Source organism: Rhodococcus sp. 14-1411-2a (assembly GCF_002259485.1).
Classification (GTDB): Bacteria; Actinomycetota; Actinomycetes; order Mycobacteriales; family Mycobacteriaceae; genus Rhodococcoides.
Map to the genome: position 1 here is coordinate 170,301 of NZ_NPGA01000015.1, position 16,971 is coordinate 187,271.

18 protein-coding genes are annotated in these 16,971 nt (G+C 64.7%); 10 read left to right on the plus strand and 8 right to left on the minus strand.

Features of this window, described 5'->3' with window-relative positions; genetic code table 11:
- The first annotated feature begins 7 nt into the window (after positions 1-7).
- A complete protein-coding gene (locus CH291_RS14420) occupies positions 8-613 on the plus strand; it encodes a DJ-1/PfpI family protein (RefSeq protein WP_068048154.1) in 606 nt (201 codons plus the stop codon).
- Here the strand turns inward: CH291_RS14420 and CH291_RS14425 are convergent.
- The gene (locus CH291_RS14425) at positions 593-940 is read right to left on the minus strand and encodes a DoxX family protein (RefSeq protein WP_094641008.1); all 348 of its coding nucleotides are present in this window, start codon (positions 938-940) and stop codon (positions 593-595) included. The genes CH291_RS14420 and CH291_RS14425 overlap by 21 nt on opposite strands.
- A gap of 79 nt (positions 941-1,019) precedes the next feature.
- On the opposite strand from CH291_RS14425, the gene CH291_RS14430 reads away from it, so the two are divergent.
- A complete protein-coding gene (locus CH291_RS14430; RefSeq protein WP_094641009.1) occupies positions 1,020-1,349 on the plus strand; it encodes a winged helix-turn-helix transcriptional regulator in 330 nt (109 codons plus the stop codon).
- A gap of 43 nt (positions 1,350-1,392) precedes the next feature.
- Here the strand turns inward: CH291_RS14430 and CH291_RS14435 are convergent, their stop codons facing one another.
- The gene (locus tag CH291_RS14435) at positions 1,393-3,255 is read right to left on the minus strand and encodes a BCCT family transporter (protein WP_179276539.1); all 1,863 of its coding nucleotides are present in this window, start codon (positions 3,253-3,255) and stop codon (positions 1,393-1,395) included.
- A gap of 289 nt (positions 3,256-3,544) precedes the next feature.
- Between CH291_RS14435 and CH291_RS14440 the strand changes: the two genes are divergently transcribed.
- The 3 genes from CH291_RS14440 to CH291_RS14450 are packed head-to-tail and all read left to right on the plus strand — an operon-like array spanning position 3,545 to position 5,230.
- Positions 3,545-4,459: a serine/threonine-protein kinase gene (locus tag CH291_RS14440; RefSeq protein ID WP_094687872.1), complete on the plus strand. Its 915-nt coding sequence runs from the start codon at positions 3,545-3,547 to the stop codon at positions 4,457-4,459.
- Between the two features lie 46 nt (positions 4,460-4,505).
- Complete coding sequence (locus tag CH291_RS14445) at positions 4,506-4,880, plus strand: TetR/AcrR family transcriptional regulator (RefSeq protein WP_068048166.1); 375 nt, start codon at positions 4,506-4,508, stop codon at positions 4,878-4,880.
- Positions 4,877-5,230 carry a PH domain-containing protein gene (locus CH291_RS14450; protein ID WP_094687873.1) on the plus strand — a complete coding sequence of 118 codons (354 nt, stop codon included), beginning with the start codon at positions 4,877-4,879 and terminating at the stop codon, positions 5,228-5,230. The genes CH291_RS14445 and CH291_RS14450 overlap by 4 nt, the downstream gene beginning before the upstream one ends.
- Positions 5,231-5,267: 37 nt before the next feature.
- Here CH291_RS14450 and CH291_RS14455 read toward each other — a convergent pair whose 3' ends face one another.
- Complete coding sequence (locus CH291_RS14455) at positions 5,268-6,749, minus strand: amino acid permease (RefSeq protein ID WP_094687874.1); 1,482 nt, start codon at positions 6,747-6,749, stop codon at positions 5,268-5,270.
- Between the two features lie 417 nt (positions 6,750-7,166).
- Here CH291_RS14455 and groL point away from each other — a divergent pair, with 417 nt between their 5' ends.
- Positions 7,167-8,792 carry a chaperonin GroEL gene (groL, locus tag CH291_RS14460; protein WP_008713461.1) on the plus strand — a complete coding sequence of 542 codons (1,626 nt, stop codon included), beginning with the start codon at positions 7,167-7,169 and terminating at the stop codon, positions 8,790-8,792.
- Positions 8,793-8,916: 124 nt separating this feature from the next.
- On the opposite strand, the gene CH291_RS14465 is transcribed toward groL, so the two are convergent.
- Entirely contained in the window at positions 8,917-9,270 is a 354-nt protein-coding gene (locus tag CH291_RS14465; protein ID WP_094641430.1) for a VOC family protein, read from the minus strand.
- Positions 9,271-9,401: 131 nt separating this feature from the next.
- Here CH291_RS14465 and CH291_RS14470 point away from each other — a divergent pair, with 131 nt between their 5' ends.
- Complete coding sequence (locus CH291_RS14470) at positions 9,402-10,175, plus strand: RsiV family protein (protein ID WP_256980850.1); 774 nt, start codon at positions 9,402-9,404, stop codon at positions 10,173-10,175.
- A 30-nt stretch (positions 10,176-10,205) separates the two neighbouring features.
- Positions 10,206-11,108, plus strand: coding sequence for an alpha/beta fold hydrolase (locus CH291_RS14475; protein ID WP_094687876.1), 903 nt, complete (start codon positions 10,206-10,208; stop codon positions 11,106-11,108).
- Here the strand turns inward: CH291_RS14475 and CH291_RS14480 are convergent.
- The 4 genes from CH291_RS14480 to CH291_RS14495 are packed head-to-tail and all read right to left on the minus strand — an operon-like array spanning position 11,105 to position 14,333.
- On the minus strand, positions 11,105-11,428 hold the full coding sequence (locus tag CH291_RS14480) for a putative quinol monooxygenase (RefSeq protein ID WP_068048178.1): 324 nt from the start codon (positions 11,426-11,428) through the stop codon (positions 11,105-11,107). The two genes, CH291_RS14475 and CH291_RS14480, sit on opposite strands and share 4 nt — an antisense overlap.
- Positions 11,429-11,474: 46 nt before the next feature.
- A complete protein-coding gene (locus CH291_RS14485) occupies positions 11,475-12,500 on the minus strand; it encodes an NAD(P)-dependent alcohol dehydrogenase (protein ID WP_094641432.1) in 1,026 nt (341 codons plus the stop codon).
- 5 nt (positions 12,501-12,505) lie between these two features.
- Positions 12,506-13,288, minus strand: a complete 783-nt coding sequence (locus tag CH291_RS14490) for an iron-sulfur cluster assembly protein (RefSeq protein ID WP_256980851.1) — start codon at positions 13,286-13,288, stop codon at positions 12,506-12,508.
- 1 nt (position 13,289) lies between these two features.
- Complete coding sequence (locus CH291_RS14495; protein ID WP_068048183.1) at positions 13,290-14,333, minus strand: amidohydrolase family protein; 1,044 nt, start codon at positions 14,331-14,333, stop codon at positions 13,290-13,292.
- Positions 14,334-14,486: 153 nt separating this feature from the next.
- Here CH291_RS14495 and CH291_RS14500 point away from each other — a divergent pair, with 153 nt between their 5' ends.
- Together CH291_RS14500 and ligD are read left to right on the plus strand one after the other, a co-directional pair.
- Positions 14,487-15,947, plus strand: a complete 1,461-nt coding sequence (locus CH291_RS14500; RefSeq protein WP_094688072.1) for a helix-turn-helix domain-containing protein — start codon at positions 14,487-14,489, stop codon at positions 15,945-15,947.
- Between the two features lie 18 nt (positions 15,948-15,965).
- The gene (gene ligD, locus CH291_RS14505; protein ID WP_094641014.1) at positions 15,966-16,922 is read left to right on the plus strand and encodes a non-homologous end-joining DNA ligase; all 957 of its coding nucleotides are present in this window, start codon (positions 15,966-15,968) and stop codon (positions 16,920-16,922) included.
- Positions 16,923-16,971: the final 49 nt, after the last annotated feature.

Below are 16,971 nucleotides of genomic sequence, written 5' to 3' on the forward strand. Positions count from 1 at the left end.
GAAGAAAATGACCAGAAGCATTGCCATTCTGTTGTTCGACGATGTCGAGGTACTCGACGCGTGCGGACCGTTCGAGGTGTTCTCGGTGGCCAACCGGGTGGCCGAACGTGCAGGCAGCGCAGCGCCGTTCGAGGTGACGCTCGTCGGGATCGACGACAGGGCAGCTGTTGCTCGGGGCGGAATGAGAATCGGCGTCGACACCACGATCGACGACCCACGGCCCTACGACCTCGTCCTGGTACCCGGTGGCGTCGTGGACGCAGTCGAGGCGAACGGCAGCGTTCTGCAGTGGCTGCAGGGTCTTCGGCCCACCGCCGAGTTGGTCGCGTCGGTGTGCACCGGTGCGTTCGTGCTCGCGGCTGCGGGACTGCTCGACGGGCGTCCGGTCACCACGCACTGGGAGGACTTGGAACTGCTGCGCGAACGGTGGCCCGCGCTCGTCGTTCACGAGGGTGTTCGGTACATCGATCACGGCGATCTGGCGACGTCGGCGGGTATCAGTGCCGGTCTGGATCTGGCGTTGCATCTGGTCGCGCGGTGGTCGGGAGCCGATCATGCTCTCGCCACCGCGGGCCAGATGGATTACGACTGGTCAGGCGCTGAGCACCCGTAGAACCAGCGCGACGACGGAGAACACGGCCAGTCCGGCGGCGGGTGCGAAGTCTTTGTCCCCGGCGCGCAGGTGCGCGACGACGGCTCCGACGAAGTAGAGGATGACGCCGACGGCGGCAGCGACGCCGATCGGCCAGACGACCAAGCCGACCAGGAGGCCGACGGCACCGAGGATCTCGAGGTAGGCGAGCCACGGGATCTTGTCGGCGGGAACCCCGACCTGCTCGAGCATCGGGACGACGGAGGGATTCTTCGTCAGTTTTCCGATCGCGGAGAACGTGAGTGCGACAGCGAGCAGAACCGAGACGACGAGGGTGGCGATGAACATGTGCCCTGCTTTCATTTCTGAGGTCACTAGTAATTGCGAAGTAGCAAGGCGGACTCTAGCACCTCGGTAGGGTGGAGGCATGGTCTCGAACGAGCAGCCTCACGACCCTCGTGCCTGTGATGGAGCGCTGACCAAAGCATTCGGCTTTCTCGGCAAGAGATGGAACGGCCTGCTGCTGGCGACTCTGATGAACGGGCCGATGGGATTCTCGGACCTGCGCCGCGCCGTCGGCGGGATCAGTGACTCGGTGCTGTCCGAGCGCCTCGGTGAGCTCGGCAGAGCAGGGCTGGTGGCACGGGCCGTCACGGAGGGGCCGCCCATCTCGGTGGAATACAGCCTGACGCCGTCGGGAGAGGCACTGCTGCCGTCGCTGGAGGCTCTCACGGACTGGGCTTCGAAAAACCTCTGACCCCCGCGAAAGTTCGCGAGGGTCAGAGAGTGGTGAAAACGGTTCAGCTGGGGTTGTTCTGGTTCTGCCCCTCGGCCGATTCGGCGAACTCCTGAGTGTCGAAGATTTCTCCACCCAGGGGGTCGACCGGAGCGTTGTCGCTCGAGTACTCGACGGCTCCCGTCTCGGGATGGACTTCGAGCTGCTCGGTGGAGACCTCGTGCACTGCGAGTACGACGGTTCCGCCGGAAGCAGCCGAGGTCAACCCCTCCTGCGACGGCGTCAGGCCGGAGAACGTGCTCGAGATACCCGACGTCGCCTTCTTGCGCGGAGTCGGCCGAGCGGGGGTGTCCGTGTCGTCACCGGTGACCTCCGAGGTGGTGGTCACCCGCACGTACCGCGGAGTGGTGGCGACGTCGTAGCGGAACGCCTTGAGCATCGACACACACGCCAGCGCCAACACCACGGAGAACGGCACGGCCGTCGCAATCGACATCGTCTGCAACGCCGTCAGAGAGCTGGTCCCGCCGACGAGCAGCAGCACCGCTGCGGCGATGCCCTGCAGCACGGCCCAGTAGACGCGGGTGATCTTCGGGGTTTCCAGTTGGCCACCCGTCGAGAGAATGTCGATCACCAGCGAGCCCGAGTCCGAGGACGTCACGAAGAAGAACACGATGACCGCGATGGCGATGACGCTGGTGATCGCGGCGATCGGGAGGCCGTCGAGCACCTGGAACAGGCTGGTGTTGGTGTTCACTGCCCCTTCGGCGTCGAGCAGGTCTCCCTCGTTGCGCTGCCGCAGGATGCCGGTGTCACCGAAGATGGTGAACCACAGCGATCCGACGATGGTCGGTGCCAGCAGCACACCGAAGACGAATTCACGGATGGTGCGGCCACGGGAGATACGCGCGATGAACATGCCGACGAACGGCGCCCAGCTCATCCACCAGCCCCAGTAGAAGATGGTCCAGCCGCCGGCCCAGCCGTCGTCGGAGAACGGCGAGGTGCGCAGCGCGAGCTCGGGCAGAGCCTGGACGTAGCCGCCGAGGTTCTGCACCCAGGACTGCATCAGGAACAGTGTCGGTCCCAGGAGCAGCACGAACAGGGCGAGCGCAGCCGCCAGCCCCATGTTGATGTTCGAGAGCCACTTGAGTCCCTTGGAAACTCCACTGACCACCGAGAAGGTGGCGATGCCGGTGATCACGGCGATGAGCACGATCACGAACAGGTTGGTGGTCTCGACCCAACCGAGGTAGTCGAGGCCGGCCGAGATCTGCTGAACACCGAAGCCGAGCGACGTTGCGACACCGAACAGGGTGCCCACGATCGCGACGGTGTCGATGGCGTGGCCGATCGGACCTTCGATGCGCTTGCGGCCGAGCAGCGGCTCGAGCAGCCAGCGGACGGTCAGCGGGCGACCCTTGCGGTAGGTCATGTACGCCATGCCGAGTCCGACGACGACGTAGATGGCCCAGGCGTGCAGGCCCCAGTGGAAGAGGGTGAGCTCCATCGCCTGGCGAGCAGCGGGGTCGGTGCTACCGGGAACGCCGCCCGCCTCGGGTGGCGTCACGTAGTGCGAGAGCGGCTCGGCGACGCCGTAGAACACCAGGCCGATGCCCATGCCGGCGCTGAACAGCATGGCGAACCAGGACAGGACGCCGAACTCGGGCTTCTCGTCGTCGCGGCCGAGGCGGATGTTGCCCACTCGGCTCAGGCCGCAGTACAGGGCGAACAGCACGAAGCCGGTCGCGGCCAGGATGTACCACCAGCCGACGCCTGCGGTGATGGCTTCGTTGAGCGTCTCGAACGAATCCGCCGCCGTGCTCGCATAGACCACGGAGAAGGCGATCATCACGAAGATGATGATCGATGCGGGGATGAAAACCGGCTTGAGCAGGCCACCCCAGGCTTCTTTTATTGCTTTCACTTAACTTGACTTCCTTACAACTCGAGTCACCGTAATCGGCTGACCACTATCGGCTTGCCGTTCTTTTTCTCTTGTTTCGGTCAAGTACCGGTAATCACCATAAACGACATCGGCCCAGGTGGCGAAACGTGCGAGGGCGGCCGAACTGGGAAACGGGCGTGGGTGCGCACTCTGTCGAGTCGCCTCGAACAGTCGAACGGACTACAGTTCTGCCGATGCTGCGGACGTGTCCGATTGTGTCACCCCTCGTATTTCGCGGCGTGAAAAATGTTGTGCAGCAGGTGATTCGGTGACCAGTCGATTGCAGCCGGGTTCGGAGTTCGCCGGATTCCGGGTCCAGCGCCGCCTCGGGGTCGGCGGTATGAGCGAGGTGTATCTGGTTCTCGGCCGGGGCCACGATCGGTACGAGGCCCTCAAGATTCTGGACCGGGAGGCGTCGCGATCTCCGAGGTTGCGCAACAAGTTTCGGATGGAAGCGGCCGTCGCCGCACAGTTGGTGCACCCGAACATCGTGTCGGTGCACGAGCACGGTGAGTTCGAGCACCAGCTGTGGATGTCCATGCACTACGTGGACGGCTACAGTGCTGCGCGGCTCGTCGCCCGCGGACAGATAGCCCTCGACGTCTCTCGGGTGGCGCGCATCGTCGCCGAGGTGGCCAAGGGACTCGACTACGCCCACTCGCAGGGCGTCGTGCATCGGGACGTCAAGCCCGCGAACATTCTCATCTCCACCGAGCGATTCGACGGCTACGAACAGGTGTTGTTGTCGGACTGGGGAATTGCGCGCCTGCTCGATGATTCCACGCCGCTGGTGGCAGGCGGAACGGTGATGGCATCCATCCCGTACGCGGCACCGGAACTGCTGCGCGGGGGAGTGCTGAGCGCGCAGACCGACGTCTACGGCCTGGGGGCGACGCTCGTCGAACTTGCGACCGGCCGCACTCCGTATCCACTGGCCACGCCGTTGGCCATCACCGCCGCGCATCTCACGGCCGAGCCGCCGTCGGTGACCCGTCGTCGACGGTCGTTGCCGCGGGGGCTCGACGCGGTGGTCGCGAGGGCGTTGGCGAAGGATCCATCGGACCGTTTCCGAACCTGCGTAGAGCTCAGCGACGCCGTCGCGGCTGCAGTGGAAGCAGGAGTTCCGGAACCGCCGCCGCGACGCTCGCCGTTCACGAGGTCGCGGTGGCTCAAGTTTTCTTGACCGATCGTTCTTGACCGATCGGTCATAAACCTGTCATGCTCGACGCATGGGACGTACCAGAAGCTTCGACGAGGCCACCGTCGTCGCGTCGGCCGCCGAGCAGTTTCGATCCAACGGCTACGAAGGGACGTCCCTGGACGATCTGCTGCGCGCCACGGGACTGCATCGCGGCAGTCTCTACCAGGCGTTCGGCAGTAAGCGAGGATTGTTTCTCGCCGCGTTGACCAGTACCCGATGGGACGTGGATCTGCTGCTCGTGGCGTTGTTGGAACTTGCGCCGTTCGACGACCATGTCCGCGAAATCTGCGCGAGCAGCCTTGCTTCCGGTGCCACCGAGGACGTCGCGCGCGCCCTCGGCGAACGGTTACTGGTGCGCGCCGGTATCGATTCGACCATTTCTATCGAAGGAGAACTCAGATGAATTCCGTGACCGTCGTCGACGGCACCCTGGTGGTGGAGCCGCAGGGGCTGGACAAGGTGTGGTCGTTCACTCGGAAGCTCGAGATCCCGCTGAGCAGCGTACGCGGAGCTACCCACGATCCGGGAGCAAGCAAGGAGCCCAAAGGAATTCGAGCACCGGGGCTCGGTCTGCCGGGAAAGACCGCGGGCACGTTTCACCGCGACGGCGTCAAGACGTTCTACAACGTCACCGGCAGTGCCGACACGATCGTCATAGAGCTCGAGCAGCAGGAGTATCAGCGGCTGATTCTGACGGTGAAGGATCCGCGTGCGGTGGTGCAGCTGATCAACAACGCGGCCGCGGCGGCGTGACGGGGCACCGGTCTACGGGCCCCGTCACGCGGATCGGCTACTCCTCCGGTTCGGTCGGGCGATTGGCCACCACCGGGTACTGGCCGGTGTAGCCGAGGCGTTCCTCTGCCACCGCGAGCACCTTGGTGCGCACCAGGAACCAACCACCGATCAGTGCGGGGACGATGACCACCAGAGTGGCGATGGTCCAGCTGCCGATCGGGGCGTCGAAGGCCATCAGCACCAGTACTCCGAAGAGAAACACCAGGGTCGCGTAGCTGGTGTACGGCGCTCCGATCAGCCGGAACTTGGGCCGCTCCACGATGCCCTTCTGGGACCAGCGGAACAGCTGGATCTGGCACAGCACGATGGTGGCCCAGCTGGCGATGATGCCCAGTGCCGACATGTTCAGCACGATCTCGAAGGCCTCGCCGGGGGCGATGGCGTTGAGCGCGACACCGAACAGCGTGATGAAGCAGGTGAGCAGAATGCCGCCGAACGGAACGCCGCCCTTGGTCATCTTCTTGGTGAACTCCGGCGCACTGCCGTTCATCGCCATCGACCTCAGGATGCGGCCCGTGGAATACAAGCCGGCATTGAGGCTCGACAGTGCCGCGGTGAGCACGACGATGTTCATGATGGTGCCCGCGCCGCCGAGGCCGATGCTCGAGAAGAACGTCACGAACGGCGAGGTGCCGGACTGGTACGCGGTGTACGGCATCAGCAGGGCGAGCAGCACCAGCGAGCCGACGTAGAACAGTGCGATACGGGCGATGACCGAGTTGATCGCCCGCGGCATGATCTTCTCCGGGTTCTCGGTCTCACCGGCTGCGGTACCCACCAATTCGATTGCGGCATAGGCGAACACGACACCCGAGATGACGATGACCAGCGGCCATGCGCCGGATGGGAACAAGCCCCCGTTGTCTGTGATGAGACTGATGCCCGGCATCTGGGTGCCGACCGGGATTCGGCCCGCGAGGAACACCACGCCCACGATCAGGAACGTCACCAACGCGATGACCTTGATGATGGCGGCCCAGAATTCCATCTCGCCGAACCACTTGACCGACACGAGGTTCAGGCTCATGACGATGACCAGCGCGATCAACGCGATGACCCACTGCGGAATCACCTCGAAACTGCCCCAGTAGTGCATGTACGTCGCAATGGCGGTGACGTCGACGATGGCCGTCATCGCCCAGTTCAGGAAGTACATCCAGCCCGCGACGAAAGCGGCCTTCTCGCCGAAGAACTCGCGCGCGTACGAGACGAAGCTGCCCGACGACGGACGGTGCAGCACCAGCTCGCCGAGGGCCCGCAGAATGAAGAAGACGAAAATTCCGCAGAGCGCGTAGGCAAGGAACAGGCCGGGTCCGGCGCTGGCGAGGCGTCCACCCGCGCCGAGGAACAGGCCGGTGCCGATTGCGCCGCCGATCGCGATCATCTGCAACTGCCGAGGCTTCAGGCCCTTGTGGTAGCCCTCCTCCTCGTGGTCCATCGCCGAATTGTCGTACGAGGTGTCGACCGTATCGGACATGTTTCGATCCTTCTTGTCGCTTTTGTTGGGTTTTGTCCGAATTTTTTGACGTCGAAGCTGTTGTGGCTCAACGGTATTAGCGCCGATGGTTCGATGCACAGTATTCGGATGTTAACAACGCGTACAGATGTGAACAGTGCGTGAAGGACCCTCGCGAAGGTGAGCATCCGCTCGCGGCTGTCGCCGCGCGGTGGCGTCGGGCATGGGGGTGGCGGTGGTTCGCCCCTCGGCTTGCATGAATGGTCGACCTTGCACTCGCCATGGTCGAGTGCTAGAAATGCAGTTGGCACTCTCGACACGTGAGTGCCAGGTCGGGACACGGTGAGGCCGGGGAATCAACGACACCCCTGGTCGTCCGTCGCGGGCACCGAGCTCGGCCAGCAATGTGTCACCCCCAATCCGGAGGATCACTTCGCAATGGCCAAGATCATCGCGTTCGACGAAGAGGCACGCCGTGGCCTCGAGCGAGGCCTCAATGCCCTCGCCGACGCAGTAAAGGTGACGTTGGGCCCCAAGGGTCGCAACGTCGTACTCGAGAAGAAGTGGGGAGCTCCCACGATCACCAACGATGGTGTTTCCATCGCCAAGGAGATCGAGCTCGAAGATCCCTACGAGAAGATCGGCGCCGAGCTCGTCAAGGAGGTCGCCAAGAAGACCGACGACGTCGCAGGCGACGGCACCACCACCGCTACCGTTCTCGCTCAGGCACTCGTCCGTGAAGGCCTGCGCAACGTCGCAGCCGGCGCGAACCCGCTCGGCCTCAAGCGCGGCATCGAGAAGGCTGTTGCAGCCGTCACCGAGTCGCTGCTCGCGTCCGCCAAGGAGATCGACACCAAGGAGCAGATCGCTGCTACCGCTGGCATCTCCGCAGGCGACCCGTCCATCGGCGAGCTCATCGCCGAGGCAATGGACAAGGTCGGCAAGGAAGGCGTCATCACGGTCGAGGAGTCCAACACCTTCGGCCTGCAGCTCGAGCTCACCGAGGGCATGCGCTTCGACAAGGGCTACATCTCGGCGTACTTCGCCACCGATGCAGAGCGCCAGGAAGCCGTCCTCGAAGACGCGTACATCCTGCTCGTCAGCTCCAAGATCAGCACCGTCAAGGACCTGCTGCCGCTGCTGGAGAAGGTCATCCAGTCCGGCAAGCCGCTCGTCATCATCGCCGAGGACGTCGAGGGCGAAGCTCTCTCCACCCTCGTGGTGAACAAGATCCGTGGCACCTTCAAGTCCGTTGCCGTCAAGGCACCCGGATTCGGTGACCGTCGCAAGGCGCAGCTCGCCGACATCGCCATCCTCACCGGTGGCGAGGTCATCAGCGAAGAGGTCGGCCTCTCCCTGGAGACCGCCGGACTCGAGCTGCTCGGTCAGGCACGCAAGGTCGTCATCACCAAGGACGAGACCACCATCGTCGAGGGCTCGGGAGATTCCGACGCCATCGCCGGTCGCGTCAACCAGATCCGCGCCGAGATCGAGAACTCCGATTCCGACTACGACCGCGAGAAGCTGCAGGAGCGCCTGGCCAAGCTGGCCGGTGGCGTTGCAGTCATCAAGGCCGGAGCGGCAACCGAGGTCGAGCTCAAGGAGCGCAAGCACCGCATCGAAGATGCCGTGCGCAACGCCAAGGCAGCCGTCGAAGAAGGCATCGTCGCCGGTGGCGGCGTGGCACTGCTCCAGGCAGCGCCCGCACTCGACAACCTCAAGCTCGACGGTGACGAGGCAACCGGCGTGAACATCGTTCGCGTCGCACTGTCCGCCCCGCTCAAGCAGATCGCATTCAACGCCGGCCTCGAGCCCGGCGTCGTTGCGGACAAGGTCTCCAACCTGCCCGCAGGCCACGGCCTCAACGCCGCGACCAACGAGTACGAGGACCTGCTCGCTGCAGGCATCAACGACCCGGTCAAGGTCACCCGCTCGGCACTGCAGAACGCAGCGTCCATCGCGGCTCTGTTCCTCACCACCGAGGCCGTCGTCGCCGACAAGCCCGAGAAGGCCGGAGCGCCCGCCGGCGATCCGACCGGTGGCATGGGCGGCATGGACTTCTGAGTCCCTTGTTGCACTGAAGAAGCCCGGCACCTTTCGAGGTGCCGGGCTTTTTCGTGCGGCGGAGCTTCGAATCGGGTGCAACCAGCCGCGCTCAGCGCGGTCGGCTGCACCCGATTCGATGCAGTCAGTCCCGGTGATACGCGATGTTTATGACGTTGCCGTCGGGAGCGCGAACGAAGAACCGGCGCACGCCCCACGGCTCGGTGGTCAACGGATACACGATCTCGAAACCCAACTTCTGGGCTTCGGCGTATGCGCCGTCGACATCGTCGGTGAGCACCGACATCACCGAGTCTTCCGGTGCGCTCTGGTCGCCCGTCACCAACTGAACGCTGACCGGGCGATCGGGCGACGTCAGCCGCGCAACCCAGCCCATGTCGAACTCCTCCGAACGCAGTCCGAGAAACTCGGTGTAGAACGACTTGGCCGCGTCCACGTTCGGTACCCGCAGATTGGTGATGATGTTCCTCGTTCTCATCGAACTCTCCTCCAATTCGTGGACGGCAGGAAACCTGGACGTTCGACGCTAGCAGCGGAGTCGCCGGATGTGCGGTGGTTGAGTGAGCGGCCGCGTTGTGTTTAGTGTGGGTAATGGCTTGTATTCGCTCGATGACCGTCGCGTTGGCCGTGACCGTGGTCCTCGCGGGTTGCTCCACCTCGGGAACTGCAACGCCGGAGCCCGCACCTCCCGCTACCGCGGCGACGACGGTGAGCGTCGAGCCGACCGCGACAGCAGCGCCCGAGCCCACCGAGGAGCCGGACGCCGCCGAGCCGTACGTTCTGGGCAGCACCCGCGTCGCCGGTTCCACGGGGAATGCGACGTACGACGTGGCCATTCCGCAGCTCAGTGGTGGGGACTCCGCCGTGACGGCGGAGTTCAACGAGTCGATGCGCGCGGCGCTCCAGGATCAGATCGATGGTGACTACGGGAACGACTTCGCTCTCAGCGACGGCTACTCGACGGGGACGACCCACGTGGGGAGCCGCGTGATCAGTGCCGAGCAGATCACCGGGTGGATCGCCGTCCCGCCCGGAGCGCATGGCAACTCTCTGATTGCGACCGTGACGATCGGCACCGACACCGCGCAACCGATCTCCCTCGACGATGCGTTCACCGATCTCGACGCAGGTCTGGCTCGGCTCTCCGATCAGGCAGCGAGGATTCTTCCGACCACCCGGGCCGGCGAGAGCTTCGAGCGCTCGGGGATCGAACCGACGGTGGCCAACTTCGGAAACTGGACGGCGTCACCGGAAGGTATGAACATTCACTTCGGTGACTACCAGGTCGGGGCCTACGGAATCGGCCTCGTCACGATCACCGTTCCATGGGCGGATCTGTCGGATGTCCTCGCTCCCGGCATGCAGGATGTGCTGAGCAGCTGACCCTCTGCCCGACAATGCGAACATGGACCCATGATGATTCGCGCAGGGGTGCTGGACGTCGCCTTCGACCGATTCGGTGATCCGTCCGGTCGTTCGGTGGTGCTGCTGCACGGGTTTCCCTACGACCCGCGCGGTTACGATGACGTCGCGAGGCTGCTCGCCGATTCCGGTTACGACGTGGTGGTGCCGTACCTGCGCGGTTTCGGTCCGACCCGGTTCGTAGACGCGGCCACGATGCGCTCCGGTGAACAGGCTGCGATCGGCCACGATCTTCGCGAGCTGATCCTTGCGCTCGAACTCGACAAGCCCATCGTCGCCGGTTACGACTGGGGTGGGCGAGCGGCCTGCGTCGTTGCCGCGATGTGGCCGGAGCTGGTGTCGGGCTTGGTGAGCGTCTCCGGCTATCTGATCCAGGACATCGCCGCGGCGGTGTCGACGCCGGTGGCCCCGCACCTGGAGAAGCGGTTCTGGTACCAGTACTACCTGCACTCCGAGCGGGGTCGGGCCGGGCTCGCGGAGTACCGCGCAGAGATCGCACAGACACTGTGGACGGACTGGTCGCCCACCTGGCGGTTCGGGGACTCAGAATTCGCGGCCACCGCACCGTCGTTCGACAACCCCGACTTCGTCGACGTCTCCGTGCATTCCTACCGGCACCGCTACGGCATCGAGGTGGGGGACGCGGCCTACGCAGCGACCCAGGAGTTGCTGACCGAGCAACCGAGGATCACGGTGCCCACGGTCGTGATCGATCCGACCGAGGACACCGTCGCCTCGCTGTACGGCCGCCCGGACCACGCGGCACACTTCGACGATCTGATCGACGTTCGTCAGGTCGATTGCGGCCACAACCCGCCTCAGGAACTACCTGGGCAGTTCGCCGACGCCATCGTGACGCTGGGCCAGGTGGTCCGGGATCGCGGCTCGAACTAGTCGACCGCGAGCTCGCCCAGTTCGTTCCAGTCGGTGCCGTCCACTTCCTGGCTGATGATCTTCGGCGTCTCCTGCAGGTACGGCGGGAGATCCTTCTGTGCCTGCTTGAAGTGATCCGAATTCACGTGCGTCGCACCGGCATCGGGGTCCTTGAAGGCCTCCACCAGGACGTACTCGGTGGGGTCGTCGAGAGTGCGCGACCAGAAGTACCAGAGGCACCCTTCCTCGGCCTGGCACGCTTCGGTGAAGTCGCGTGAGATCTCGGGCCAGTTGTCGGCGTGCTCGGGCTTGATCTTGAACTTGGCGGTGATGAAGATCAACGGTGCTCCTCGTGGTCGAAGTGATGGTTCTTGCTACTACCCGTTTTCACGGTACGAGAATCGCGCGTCCGCGAACACGTCCGTTGTCGAGGTCGTCGATGGCGCTCTGGAAGTCGTCCAACGCATAGGTCTGCGTATGCAGGTTCACCGCGCCTCGCGCGGCGAGCGACATCAGATCGCACAGGTCGTTGTACGACCCGACGAGGTTGCCGACGATGTTCTTCTCCTCGGAGATCAGGTCGATCGTCGGGACGTCGATGTTCTCGCCGTATCCGACGACGTGGTAGTCGCCGGCCCGTCTGGTCATCGCCAATCCTTCTGCGGTGGAACCACCTTCGCCGACGAAGTCGAGCACCACCTCGGCACCGAACCCGCCGGTGAGCTCCATGATCTGGTCCACCTGACTGCCGTCGGCGACCACCGCGTGATCGGCACCGAGGGTCAGCGCAAGCTTGACCGCGTCGGCGTTGCGGTCGATGACGATGAGTTCGGCGGGGGATAGTGCTTCGAGAACCTGAATGCCGATGTGGCCCAGACCGCCCGCGCCGATGACGACACACTTGTCGCGGGGTGTGAGCCGTCGGGCCGCTTTCGCCGCCGCGTGATAGGCGGTCAGGCCGGCGTCGGCGAGTGCGGCCACCGCGGACGGCTCGAGCGAGTCGTCGATCTTCACCACTGTCCTGGCATTGGTCCGCAGGTAATCCGCGTACCCACCGTTGGTGTCGATTCCCGGGAAATCGCTTGTCTCGCAGTGCACGTCGTCGCCGGATCGGCAGGCGCGGCACAGTCCACACGTGACCAGCGGATGCAGAATCACCTTGTCGCCCTCGGTGACGTTGGTGACGGCCGATCCCACCGCATGCACCCAGCCAGCGTTCTCGTGGCCGATCGTGTACGGCAATGTGACACCGGACTTTTCGGCCCACTGGCCTTCGAGAATGTGCAGATCGGTGCGGCACACGCCTGCTCCGCCGATCTTCACGATCACGTCGAGGGGGCCTTGCACTTCGGGAATCGGGACCTCGGTCATCTCCAGCTTCCGGTGGTAGCCGACAACCTGGACGGCGCGCATCGTGCTCATCGTGAATGCTCCTGTTTAGTGCGTTGTGGGACAGCGACAGTGGTCAGGGGAATGAATGCGCCCTCTGCGCGTGGGACTTGCTGTTCCTCGGCGCCGGGGTATCGGGTCTGCAGCAGTCCGCGGCAGAAGTGGGCGTTGCCGTCGATCGACACGCGGGTGGCGCGGGCTCGCCGCATCACCATCGTCAGGTCCCCGGTGTGCGGGCGACCGGCGTGATCGACCAGAGCCGAGGCGGCCGGATCCGTGCGAAGTCCGAGTGCCTCACGGCGGCGGAGCAATGCGTTCGACGTTCGGTCGTCCGCAAGATCCCCGAGCACGACCGTCGACAGATCGTTCTCGGTCGCATCGGGATTCGCCCGCAACCATGCTTTGAGCGAGCGTTCCATCGCAGCTACGTACGCTTTGCGGCGGAACGTCGCTCGTAGCTCGTCGAGGTTCTCCTCGGCTTCGTGTCCGAAAGTGCCGCGGTAGCCGGCGTCGGCGGCAAGGCCGGCGTTGATCTTGTCCGAGTCGTGGTGATCGTCGAGTTCGACCAGCACTCGCTCGGTCCACGGCAATGCCGTCAGCACGTCCTTGGAGTCTCCCGCCATCAGATACGCGAAGTTCGGCGAACAGAACGACGTCGGCAGCCGGAGATGAACATGCACGACGCCATCGTCGACCTCGAGGGATCGGACGAATCCGAGATCGGTGATGGGCTCGTCCAATTCGGGATCGAGGACGAGTCCGAGTGCGGCGAACGCCTCGTCGTGCCTCGACAGGGTTGCAACTACCGACACGTCACACCCCCGCGAGGTCGGCGCGTTCGGGTTGACGCGGTCCGGTCTCGGTCTCGTCGGCGTCGGGCAACTGCAGTTCTGCCGGGACCGGGATGTCGTAGAGCTTGGCGGCGTTGAGCCCGAGCACCTTTTTCTTCTGCTCGATGGTGATGGGCGCGTATTCGTCGAGGGACTCGTGGATCTGGAAGTCGACGAATCCTTCGACCAACCACTTGGGCGTCCACAGCGCGTAGTCGGAGGAGAAGAAGATGCGGTCCTCGCCCAGCCAGTACAGCAGCTCGCCCATGATCTGCCCGAAGTACTTCGGACGCGTGTGCATGAACGGAATGGCCACGGCAAGTCCGGCATACACGTTCGGTTCCTGGGTGGCGATCCAGCAGAAGTCTTCGAGTCGCGGCAGTCCGCAGTGCTCGACGACGAAGTTCAGGTCCGTGAAATCGGTGGCCACGTGGTCGACGTCCGCGACGTCGAACGCGTCTCTGTCGAGCGGGCGGATGGTCGGGCCCTTGTGCACGTGGATGTTCTTGATGCCGACCTCGCGGCACACCTCGAGGTAGCGCCGCGTCCAGTCGTCGTCGAGCTTGTAGCCGCGGGAGTCGCCGTGCCATTCGGCGGTGTAGAGCTTGACGCCTTTCAGCCCGAAGCGTTCTGCGTCGGCCCGCAGTTGGTCGAGGCCACGCTCGCCGTTACGCGGGTCGAAGTGGTGGTTGTAGGTCAGCTTGTCCGGGTGAGCTGCCGCGAGTGCAGAGGCCTCCTCGGTCTGGCCGAAGCCGGTCTTGTAGAACTCCCCGAGGTGAGCGGGCTGGAAGATGGCGTGATCGACGTACCCGATCTCGAACAGGTCGTGCATCAGCCGCTCGCCGCCCTGGTAGAGGTACTCGTCGTACGTCCACAGCTCGCTCTCGGGCGAAAGATTGCGGTGGTAGTCGTAGAAGCAGTCGATGAACTGCTTGCCGTGGATGTTGCGCTGGTTCTGCTCCCGTGCATCCCACAGGGCGATGTGGGCGTCGACGATGAAGTAGTTCTCGCCGTTTTTCGTGTACATGCGGTGGGCCTCCCGAATTGCAGTGCGTGACGTGGGTCACGTTGATCTGTGCACGACGGTAGGGCTGTGGGGCCGCCTCGAGGGCCCCGCGACGTCTCAATTCGAGACGATCGGCGGGGTGAGATTGCGACATGCAAATGTAACGTGGGTCACATGGCTGAACCGGAGGGTCTCGTGCGGGCCCGACTCCACTCCGAGCCCCTCGCTGCCGTCTCCCACCGCCTTCTGGCGTCGTGGCATCGCAGCCAGCGGTACGGGGTCTCGCTCGACGAGGTTGTTCCCGTCTTCTCCGGAACGTACGACGGCGAATCCCTGTTCTATCGCTGCGGCCGGGAGGTGCTCGACGGTCTGCGCGACACGCTGGCGAACGAGCCGGTATCGATGATGCTGACCGACGCCGACGGTCTCGTACTGGATCGCGTCAGCGCGGACCGCGAGTTGCTGGCCGCGCTCGATCGGGTGCACCTGGCACCCGGGTTCTCCTACGCCGAGGATCAGACCGGCACCAACGGACTCGCACTCGCGCTGGCGGATCGGGTACCTGCGGTGGTGAAGGCGGACGAACACTACTCGCTCTCGTTGGCCGGGTACACGTGTGCGGCCGCTCCCGTTCTCGATCCACTGACCGGCCGGGTGGAGGGGTGTGTGAATCTCACGACGTGGTCGCAGTCGTCGTCGGATCTGCTTCTGGCCCTTGCTCAATCGGCGGCCGGAAACACCTCGGCGATGATGCTCGCACGGTCGCAGGGTCAGCAGCCCAGGCCCGCACCGCGCGGTGAGGTCTTCCGAGTCGAGACCGCGCACAGCGGAGCAGGATCCGGCATCGTCGACGACCTCTCGCCGGCCTGGCGCAGTGCACTGGGCTCGGCGACATCGGCGCTGGCCGATCACGGTTCGGTGCTGATGGTCGGCGAGGCGGGATCAGGACGAGCTACCGTCCTGGCCCGAGCGCTGCGGACATCTCGGCCCCGCGGCCGCATCCTCAGCGCCGGTGCGCCCGCTGCCCGTGACATCGAGGCCTGGCTCGACCTGTGGACCCCCGAATTGCCGAAACCCGATACCGCCGTGGTCATCCGCGACGTCGACAGGCTGCCCGCCCGTGCGGCAGACACGTTGGCGGAACTGCTTCGTCGTGCAGGGGCAGGTGTGCCGGTGACCGTCACGGCATCGAACTACGACGACGTTCCGCATGCACTCGCCGGATTGCTGCGCACAGTCGTCGAATTGCCTTCCCTGCGACATCGGCCCGACGACATCGCGCCGCTCGCCCTGCACCTCGCGGGCCGGGTACGCGGCCGGGCCGTCACGCTGACCACCGCCGCCGAGCGGGCGCTGCGGGAGTACGCCTGGCCGGGAAACGTCGCGGAACTGGCGACGGTCATGCATCGGGCCGCGATCCGCGCAGACGTCATCGGCATCGAACACCTGCCGCCGGAGGTGCTGTCGCACACCACCCATCGACTCACCCGCATCGAGACATTCGAGCGGGACGAGATGATTCGCGTGCTGTCGCAACCCGGCATCACGATGAACGACGCGGCCGAGGAACTCGGCATGAGCCGAGCGACCATCTACCGCAAGCGAGACCGATACGGCATCACGCTGCGTTCGTGATCGCCTACGCTCGATCTCATGGCCAGTAGCTCACCGTCGATCGAGTTGCCGGTCGGCGACCGCATCGTACGAATCTCCAACCCGGATCGGGTGTACTTCCCCGAGAGCGGTGCCACCAAGCTGGATCTGGTGAACTACTACCTCAGCGTCGGCGACGGCATCGTGCGGGCACTGAGGGAGCGACCGTGCATGATGCATCGCTTTCCCAAGGGTCTCGCCGGAGACAAGGTGCACCAGAAGCGCGTGCCCAACGGAGCGCCGCCGTGGCTCGAGACAGTGCAGGTGACCTTCCCTCGCTACAACCGCACTGCCGATGAGCTGTGCGTGACCGAACTGGCTCACGTGGCCTGGGCAGTGCAGATGTCCACCGTCGAATTTCATCCGTGGAACAGCCGCCGCGCCGATGTCGAGATGCCCGACGAGTGGCGCATCGACCTCGACCCGATGCCCGACTGCCCCTTCGACCGAGTGCGACGCGTCGCCGGGGTCGTTCAGGAGGTGTTGGAAGACCTCGGTGCCGTCGGCTGGCCCAAGACCTCCGGCGGGCACGGGCTGCACATCTACGTGCGCATCGACCCGGCCTACGGATTCAAGGATCTACGAAGGGCAGCACTGGCATTCGCGCGTGAGGTCGAGCGTCGCGCCCCCGAGGACGTGACCACGACGTGGTGGCGCAAGGACCGCGACCCGTCGAAACTGTTCGTCGACTACAACCAGAATGCCCGCGATCACACCATCGCCAGCGCTTACTCGGTGCGCGGAAATCAGCAGGCGACGGTGTCGACGCCGATCTCCTGGGACGAGGTCGCGAGCGTCGACCCGCGCGAGTTCACGATGTTCACGGTGCCGGCCAGATTCGCCGAGTTGGGTGACCTGCACGCGGGCATCGACGACGCAGTGTTCGCCATCGACGAGTTACTCGAATGGGCGGAGCGGGACGAGCATCAGGGCTTGGTCGAGCCTGCAGAAGACTGACCCCGCCGAACTCGCAGTTATGTACGGAAATCGGCGGAAATCCGTGCAT